Consider the following 9287-nt stretch of genomic DNA (forward strand, 5'->3'; position numbering starts at 1 on the left):
ATTTTTGGAACTTTATCTTTATAATTTAAGCGACTACCTTTACCAGAAGCTAATACAACTAATTGCATAATATTAAAATTTTTAATTATTTAAAATAAGGAATGTTTTATAATTTTTCAAATATTTTAAAAGTTATTTAAGAATTTTTATGAAATGTATATACTATTTTAAAGTTGATTTTTATATTTATAAATAATTTTGAGCACTATAAGAATTTTTTTGACAATCAGCTTATTGAAAACAAAGTGTTGATTTGTATATTTTCAAGTATATAAATTCGTCTAATTAACTTATGTTATCTTCCTTAAACGTTTAAATTAATGAAAAAAAGAATTTATCTTTTAATTGAAATTTTAAAAAGAGAAATTGATGCAAGAATTCTCTTTGCCAAAGAAGCATCTGATTTAGGTTATTCTGTAGTGATTGGACACAAAGGTGTACTTTGGGAAAGATTAAAATATTTAAGACCAGGAGTTGTAATTTTCAAAAGTATCGGGCCCAGAAATACAGAAATAATGAAAAAATTAAAATCATATGGACATCATGTAGCTGCTTATGATGAAGAGATGTTTATCAATTATGATATTAAAGACGCTGTTGAAAGAAGAATTTATCCTAAAAGTTTAAATCTACTGGATCATTTTTTTTGTTGGGGTGATGACGACAAAAATGAAATACAAAAAAGTTTTCCAAATAATAAAAATATTTTTTCTTCTACAGGTAATCCTAGGGTGGATATTTTAAAAAAGCAAAATAGACACATCTTTAATGATGAAGTAGAAAAAATAAAAAATAAATATGGTAATTTTATATTATTAACTTCTAGTTTTTCAAAAATTAATGAAAATCAAACTGAAGAAAAATTAGGACATGTTTTTAACATGGTTGCGATGGGAAAAAGTATTATGTCAAGAGAACTTCAGGTTGCTAGAAATTGGAGATCTTTGCTCCAATTAGATTTAGAGCACTATATAAAGTTAGTTTTAAATTTTCATAAATACTGCCCTGAAAAGAAATTAATTATTAGACCACATCCCGCTGAAAACGAAAAATTTTGGATTGGGTTAACAAAAAATTTAAAAAATGTTTTTACAGTCAGTGATAATAAAAGTACAAATTCCTGGATTTTAGCATCTGATTTACTAATTGGACACAATGATACGACTATAATTGAAGCATCCATTATGGAAAAACCAGTGGTAAATTATGTGCCGTGTCAAAATTTTCCAAGTGTTGAATATTCAGTGTTAAAACAATTTACGATACCAGTAAGATCAGAAGAACAACTAATCAACATAATAAATAAAAAAAATTATGAAGATCATATAACTAAAGTAAAAAATACAAGTGAAATAAAATCATATTTAAATAATTTTGATGAAAATCAATCATCTACCAAAAAAATAATAGATCAGATTAAATTGAGAGAACATGAGTTTAATAATTTAAATGTAGTTGATAAATATAATAACAAGTTTTTTTCTGCATATTATGAAATTAAATCTAATATTGGTAAATTAATCAAAAAATTACTATTCTTTAAATCAGTTGATAAAAGGACTCAAAATAGAAAAAAACAAAAATTTGGAGATGGAATTTCTCTAAATATTTTAAAATATAAATTTTTCAATCTAACAGGTAATAAATATGAAAAAGATTATAAAATTAATAAAATTTTCCCTCATATATTTTTGATAGAAAAAAAAGATAATGAGTGAGGGTATTTTATCAAAAAGTAAAGGGTCAACTTTACTTGCGCTTGTTAAAAAAATTAATAAATTTAAAATTCCATTAACAGTAGTAGTAGGTGTAAATGAAATTTTAAAAAATCGAAATAAAATTTCTGAAATTCAAAATTATTTTAAAACAAAAAAAATAACAAAACTCGCTATTAGATCATCTTCTTTTGAAGAAGATCAAAAAAATCAATCTAAAGCAGGCGTTTATAAAAGCTTTTTAAATATTTCAACAAGTAATAAAGGTAAAATTATTTTTTGTATTAAAGAAATAATTAAAATTTATAAATTAAAAAATAAAAGTATAAAAAGGGATGAAATAATCTTTCAGGAGATGGTGCAAAGCGTCTCATCGAGTGGTGTAGTTTTTACACACGATATAAATTCAGGTGCACCATATTACATAATTAATTATGACGATACTACTGGCTTAACTGATACAGTAACCTCTGGAACAGGAGAATTTTCAAATAAATCGCTGTATGTGTATAGAGATGGGTTGTTTTCATTAAAATCAAAAAGATTTATAAGGCTAATAAATGCCGTTAAAGAATTAGAAAATGTATTGAATGATAATTTTTTAGATATTGAATTTGTAATAGATAAAGAATTTAATCCAATATTACTACAGGTACGAAGTATTACAAAAACTAAAAAATGGAATACAATCAAAAAACAAACTTTTAAAAAACTTTTAAATTTAACTAATAAAAAAATTTTAAATAAATTAAGTCAAAAAGAAAAATCATTTAATGCACCCAATTATTTTGGACAGATGCCGGATTGGAATCCGGTTGAAATGATAGGTCTTCATCCAAAACCATTATCTTATTCAATTTATAAAAATTTAATTACTAAAAAAGTTTGGAAAAAAGCTAGAAAAATAATGGGTTATAAATTTCCAAAAGAAAATAATCTTATGACAAGTTTTGCTGGACAACCATATATAAACTTCAAATTAAGTTTAATTTCTTTTTTACCAAAGAAACTTCCTCTTAAGTTGTCTAACAAAATTATCAATTATTGGATGTACAGATTACAAAACAATCCTAAGCTACATGATAAAATCGAATTTAATCTCGCAATAACTTGTTTTAGTTTTGATTTTAAAAAAAAAATTATTCAATTAATGCCTCCTGGATTGAGTAGTGAGGAGATAAAAAAGATAACTAAAAGTTATTTAGAATTAACTAGAAATTGTTTCATTGAAAATTCTAAATATTCATTAAAATATTCTTTTGCGAAAATTGAAAAACTCAAAAGTTTACAAACAGAGTCAGGGGACAAAAGCATAAAAACATTACTGAATGAATGTAGGAATTTTGGTACATTATATTTTGCAATTCTTGCAAGACATGGTTTTATAGCAACAACATTACTTAGATCGCTTAAAAATATAAATATTATTTCAGACGCTAGAGTAAATTTATTTTTAAATAATATTAGTACAGTAGCAACAGAAATGATTGATGATCATAACAAGATTAATATTAATAAAAAACATAAAAAATTTTTCTTAAAAAAATATGGTCATCTAAGACCAGGTACATATGACATCAATTCCAAGAGATATGATCAAACTAATAAGTATTTTGTAAAAGACATAACAAAAAATAAAATTAAAAATAAAGAAAACTTATTTAAAATAAAAAATTTAGAAAAAGTTAAAATTGATAAACTTATAAACAAATATAATTTAGGTTTTAAAGATACTGAAGGATTATTTTATTATATTAAAGAAGCAATTAAATTAAGGGAATACTCCAAGTTCGTATTCACTAAAAGTATAAGTAATATTTTGGAAAAGATTGCTAAAATTTCAAGTGAAAAAAATGTTACTAGAGATGAGGCTTCTTATTTCGAGATTGATGATTTTACAAATAAATTTAAAACAATTAAAAAAATATTCAATAATAGAAAATTGATGAAAAATAATGATATAATTAATTCAGTAAAATTACCTCAGATTATCTTTGATGAAAGTTCAAGTTTCATAACACCTTTCCAAAATAATATTCCAAACTTTGTAACAAGAAAAAAAATAATTGGTGAAATTGTTTATGTAGATGCATCAAACAGCATGAATAAAAATTTAAAAAATAAAATAGTTATTATTGAAAATGCTGATCCTGGATATGATTGGATTTTTTCTCACAAGATTAAAGGTTTGATAACAAAATATGGTGGATCAAATTCACATATGTCAATAAGATGTTCTGAGTTTAGTTTACCAGCAGCAATAGGGTGTGGTGAAAAGTTATTTAATAATATAAATAATAATAAAAAGATTTTTTTAGATTGTTCTCTAAAAAATATAAATTTACTAGGCTAAACTATGAATGTTTCTATTATTCTAACTAATTTTAATTATTCAAAATTTTTAAAACAATCAATTGAGAGCTGTTTAAATCAAGATTTTGATAAAAAAAAATTTGAAGTAATATTTGTAGATGATAATTCAACAGATAACTCTATTGAAATTGCGAACAAATACTTAAAATTTAAAAATTTTAGGATTTTTAAAAATAAGAAAAATCTTGGTGTTGCTGAAAGTTCGAATAAAGCAATCTTAAAAGCTAGATCAAAATATATAGTAAGAGTAGATGCAGATGATTTTATTTCGAATGATTTTATAAAAATGTTATTTGGATATCTTAAAAATAACAAAAATTTATTTTGTGTTGCTTGTGACTACCAGTATTTTTTTTCAAAACAAAAAAAGACAAAAATAATTTCAGCAAGAGAAAAACCAATTTCATGCGGTATAATGTACAACCGATCAAAGTTAATATCATTAGGTCTATATGATAAAAAATTTAAGCACAGAGAAGAAGAGGAATTAAGAGAAAGACTTGGTGATAGATATCAAATACAATATTTAGAGTTGCCATTATATTTTTATAGAATGCATAAATCAAATAAAACAAAACATAATGACTATATCAATATATATAAAACCAAATTAGAAAATATTAGAAATAAAAATAAATTAGGTTTATTAAAATCTAAACTAGGAAAAAAACCAAATGTTATAGTGATAATTCCAGCGCGTGGTGGATCAAAAAGATTAAAAAGAAAAAATTTATATAATGTTTGGAATAAGCCAATGATTTATTGGTCTATAATGGCTGCAAAGAAATCAAAATTAGTTAAAGCAGTCTACGTTACATCTGAAAATGAAGAAATTATAAATTATTCTAAAAAAATAGGTGCTAAAATAATAAATCGACCTCAGCATTTATCAGGAGATTATGTTTTTAAAATGGACGCCATAGTTCATGCTACAAAAGAAATTTCCAAGACAAATAAACCCAATATAGTTATTAGTTTACAAGCAAATTCACCGCAAGTTACTCATCATGATATAGATAAATGTATATTGCATTTAGTAAAATATAATTTAAGTGAAGTAATATCTGTTGATAAGAATAATAATCAAAATGGTGCTTTGAGAGTTATGAAATATCAGGCAGTTTTTCAAAAAACTTTAAGCACTTATGCTGGTTTTGTAAGAAGCGATATTATAGATGTTCACACCAACAAAGATGTTATAAGTTTATCAAATTTAAAAAAATGAAAACAAATCAAAAACAAAGAAATGTTAAAATAATTTCAGAAATTCATCCTCAGTTTATGGGCTCAAAAGACGAAATAAAAAGGATGATTTTACAGTCTAAGTTATCTGGAGCTGATTATGTAAAAGTTCAATTATATAATAGTCAAAAATTATTTGGAAATAAAGTTAGAGAATTTTTAGAAATAAATTTTAATGAATTAAAAGAATTAAAATCTTTTTCTGATGATATAGGTGTCAAGATTTTTGCGTCTATATTTGATGAAGAAAAAATAGAATGGTGTGAAAAATTAAATTTTGAATTATATAAAATTGCGAGCCGTACTGTATTAGATAAAAAACTCTGTAAAAAAATTATCTCTACCAAAAAAAAAATTATAGTTTCTTTAGGAATGTATAATTATCAGAAAAAAGGAATACCTTTTGATGATAAAAATATAAAATATTTATATTGTGTTTCAAATTACCCTACTAATTATAATGATATCAAAATGCCAAATTTTGATAAAAGTTTCTTTTCTGGGTTTAGTGATCATAGCGTGGGTATTGGCGCATGTTTATTTGCGGTTTCAAGAGGCGCTGAGTATTTAGAAAAACATTTTTCTAATAACAAATCTATGAATGTAAATACTCAGATGGCTCACATATGTAGCATGGATTCAAATGAGCTATCTTTATTAAGAAAATATTCTGATGATTTGACTTTGCTAAGATCATTTAGGTGATTCAGCATTAATCAAATGAAAAAAAATAAATACATTTACATTATTTTTGAAAATGCAAATAGAGAACTAGAGGGAAAACTCTTATTGACTGCATACGCTTTATTAAAAAAATACAATGTAATAATTGGTGAAAAAAATGAGCTCAGACAATTAATTAAACATTTTCCTCCGGGAGTTATTTTAGAAAAATCTATTAGAAAAAATAGCGTTGAGAGATTTAAATCCTGGAAAAAGCTAGGACATAAAATTGTTTCTTTGGATGAAGAAGCTTTAATGTATCATGATAATAAAATTTACTTAAAACAAAATATAGATGATGATATTCACAAATACTTAGATTATTTTTTTTTGTGGAGCAAAAAACATAAAAAAATGATTTATAAAACCAATATAATTAAAAATTCAATAATAGTAGGAAATCCCAGAATAGATGTCTTAAAAGAACCATGGAGAAAAACATACAATAATAAAGCAAATAAAATAATTAAAAAACATGGTGAATTTATTTTTATTTCATCAAGGTTTGGTTCAGTAAATAGAAATAATCCATTAAATAAACTTAAAGGAAAAAAAATGATAACAACTAAAAAATATTTTAAAGAGTCCAAGAAACTCTTAAGTTATTTTTATAAGTTACCATTTGAATTAAGGAAAAAATTTCCAGATAAAAAAATAATAATCAGGCCTCATCCTTCAGAAAGTGATGCAGAATGGAAAAAAATTTCAAACAAAATTGACAATTGTGAGGTAATATTCAAAGGAAGTGTTATTCCTTGGATTATAGCTGCAAAAAATACGATACACAATAGAGATACAATTGGTTTGGAAGCATGGGTTTTAAAATACAATACTATTAATTATGATCCCTATCACAGCAAAGGTCTTCATGACAAATTGTTTAAAAAAATTTCAGTCACTTGTAAAGATATTAACCAGGTAGAAAAACTAATTTTAAAACAGAAAAACACAAGATCAAAATATACTCAATTAGATCATTGGTATGCTAACACTAAATCGAAAAATTTTTCGTTTCAAAAAATTTTAACTTGTATTTCAAAATTAAAGATCAATAAACAAAAATTTTCTTTAATAAGAATTTTAAAGATTAAATTAATCTCAATTTATTCTATCTTAAGAAATAAATTCATGGAATTAACCAGTTACAGATCAAAGTTACAAAAAAAATATTCAGATAAAAAAGTTGGCGACTTTAAATATGTTGAGATTAAAGAAAGCTTAAGAACATTTGAGAGTCTTCTTAACCTAAAACAGTCAAATACTAAGCTTAAATGGCTTGGGAAAAGAGTAATACTCATAAATAAAGATTAGAGATGAAATTAAAAAAAAAAATCATAATTATAACAGCAAATGAGTATAGACATATTTTTTTTAGAAGAAAAATAGGACAGTTCAAAAACTATAAAGTTTGCTTATGTTTGTCTGAAAATAATATTAAAAGACAAAGCACAAAATTTTTTAAATTAAAGAAAAAAAATGAAATTAAAAATCATTTTTTATTAAGAAAAAAATATGAAAAAAAATATTTTTTTGAATTTATTAAAAAAACCAAAGAAGTTGATAACTTAAAAATAATTGAGAGGGGTCAGTTTAATAATGATAAAAATTTAATAAATTATATTTTATCTTTGAAAGCTGACTATTTATTAACATATGGCTGTTCTATTATCAAAAATCCAATACTTAAACATTTTAAACAAAATTCAATTAACATTCATCTGGGTCTTTCCCCATATTATTTAGGTAGCGCAACAAACTTTTGGCCTTTTGTAAACGATGAGTTGCAGTTTGTTGGGGTTACTTTCATGAAATTAGAGGATGGTATAGATGATGGTCCCATCATTCATCAAATAAGACCCAAATATAAAATAGATGATAATGTGCACAAAGTCGGAAACAAACTTATAAAACAAACTCCAATTGTTATTAAAAAAATATTTGATAATTATAAAAATATAAAAACTTTAAAATTTAAAAAAAATAAAAATAACAAACTGTTCTTCAAAAATGATATAAAGGAATCAGACATTAAAAAAGTCAAATTTAATCAAAAGAATATGATGATAAAAAAATATATTAATAATCAAGTAATTATTGAGAAAAAATATCCAATTTATCAGAATAAGTTATTATAAATGAAAAGCGTTATGTACCATTATGTTGAAAAATATAATCCAAAATTAAAATATTTTTCTTATTTAGATATAAAAAATTTTGAAAAACAAATTATTTATTTTAAAAAAAAATATCATTTTTTTGATTGTAAGGATTTATTCAAAAAAAATTTTGAAAAAAAAAATTTTAAAAAAAAAATTTTTTTAACTTTTGACGATGGACTACTTTGTCATTATCGATATGTGTTGCCAATTTTGAAAAAATATAATTTAAATGCAATATTTTACATCCCTTCTGCTCCTTTTATTAACAAAAAAATTTTACCAGTACATAAAATTCATTTAATACTTGGCAAATATGGTGGTCAAATAGCTTATGATTATCTTTCAGATAATTTTATGAAAAAAAATATTTTCAGTCAAAAAAAATTAAAATTTTTTGAAAATAAATTATACTTAAGTCAAAAAAATACTAAAAAAACATTTCTTTTTAAAAAGATATTAAATTATTATATAGATGAAAGCATAAGACATAAAGTTATAGATAAATTGTTCAACTTTTTTTTTAAAAATAAGGAAAAGTATTATTTTGATAGAATATACATGAAAAAAAAACATCTAGAAGAGCTAGTTCAAAATAATATGATTATAGGAGCGCACAGTCATACTCATAGAGTTCTCTCTAAATTAAGAAAAAAAGATTGTGAAAAGGATATTTCTACCTCTTTAGATTTTGTGAATAATTTTAATTTCCAAAAAACATTTTGTTATCCTTACGGAGGGTTTCACACTTTTAATGCAAGTATACAAAAATATTTAAAAAAAAAAAAAGTATCGTTTTCAATGAATGTAGAGTCTAGAGATATCAACTATGATGAATTTTTTAATAAAAGATATTCATTACCTAGATATGATTGCAATAATTTTATACATGGAAAGATAACAAGAAATTAGTTTTTTATGATTTTAATTACAGGATCAGCTGGATTTATAGGATATCATACGACTAAAAAATTTATAGAAAACAAAATTAAAGTTATAGGTGTTGATAATATAAACGACTATTATTCAAAAAAATTAAAAATTGATAGAATTAAAAATCTTAGAAAAAATAAATTTA

At 23.1% G+C, this 9287-nt stretch carries 8 protein-coding genes; all 8 read left to right on the forward strand.

Annotated elements, in window-relative coordinates; all coding sequences use genetic code 11:
• Window positions 1–320: 320 nt before the first annotated feature.
• Window positions 321–1718 carry a surface carbohydrate biosynthesis protein gene (locus AMN88_RS01975; protein WP_075536188.1) on the forward strand — a complete coding sequence of 466 codons (1398 nt, stop codon included), beginning with the start codon at window positions 321–323 and terminating at the stop codon, window positions 1716–1718.
• Window positions 1711–4068: a PEP/pyruvate-binding domain-containing protein gene (locus tag AMN88_RS01980; protein ID WP_075536189.1), complete on the forward strand. Its 2358-nt coding sequence runs from the start codon at window positions 1711–1713 to the stop codon at window positions 4066–4068. Before AMN88_RS01975 ends, AMN88_RS01980 begins: the two co-directional genes overlap by 8 nt.
• Before the next feature lie 3 nt (window positions 4069–4071).
• On the forward strand, window positions 4072–5313 hold the full coding sequence (locus AMN88_RS01985) for a glycosyltransferase family 2 protein (RefSeq protein ID WP_075536190.1): 1242 nt from the start codon (window positions 4072–4074) through the stop codon (window positions 5311–5313).
• On the forward strand, window positions 5310–6035 hold the full coding sequence (locus AMN88_RS01990) for an N-acetylneuraminate synthase family protein (RefSeq protein ID WP_075536191.1): 726 nt from the start codon (window positions 5310–5312) through the stop codon (window positions 6033–6035). The genes AMN88_RS01985 and AMN88_RS01990 overlap by 4 nt, the downstream gene beginning before the upstream one ends.
• Before the next feature lie 15 nt (window positions 6036–6050).
• Window positions 6051–7364: a surface carbohydrate biosynthesis protein gene (locus tag AMN88_RS01995; protein ID WP_075536192.1), complete on the forward strand. Its 1314-nt coding sequence runs from the start codon at window positions 6051–6053 to the stop codon at window positions 7362–7364.
• Window positions 7365–7366: 2 nt separating this feature from the next.
• The gene (locus AMN88_RS02000) at window positions 7367–8188 is read left to right on the forward strand and encodes a formyltransferase family protein (RefSeq protein WP_075536193.1); all 822 of its coding nucleotides are present in this window, start codon (window positions 7367–7369) and stop codon (window positions 8186–8188) included.
• A complete protein-coding gene (locus AMN88_RS02005; RefSeq protein ID WP_075536194.1) occupies window positions 8189–9121 on the forward strand; it encodes a polysaccharide deacetylase family protein in 933 nt (310 codons plus the stop codon).
• 6 nt (window positions 9122–9127) lie between these two features.
• Window positions 9128–9287 (forward strand): NAD-dependent epimerase/dehydratase family protein (locus AMN88_RS04645; protein ID WP_143323658.1); only part of this gene is annotated, 160 nt, incomplete at its 3' end.

This window comes from Candidatus Pelagibacter communis (assembly GCF_001180165.1).
GTDB lineage: Bacteria > Pseudomonadota > Alphaproteobacteria > Pelagibacterales > Pelagibacteraceae > Pelagibacter > Pelagibacter ubique_P.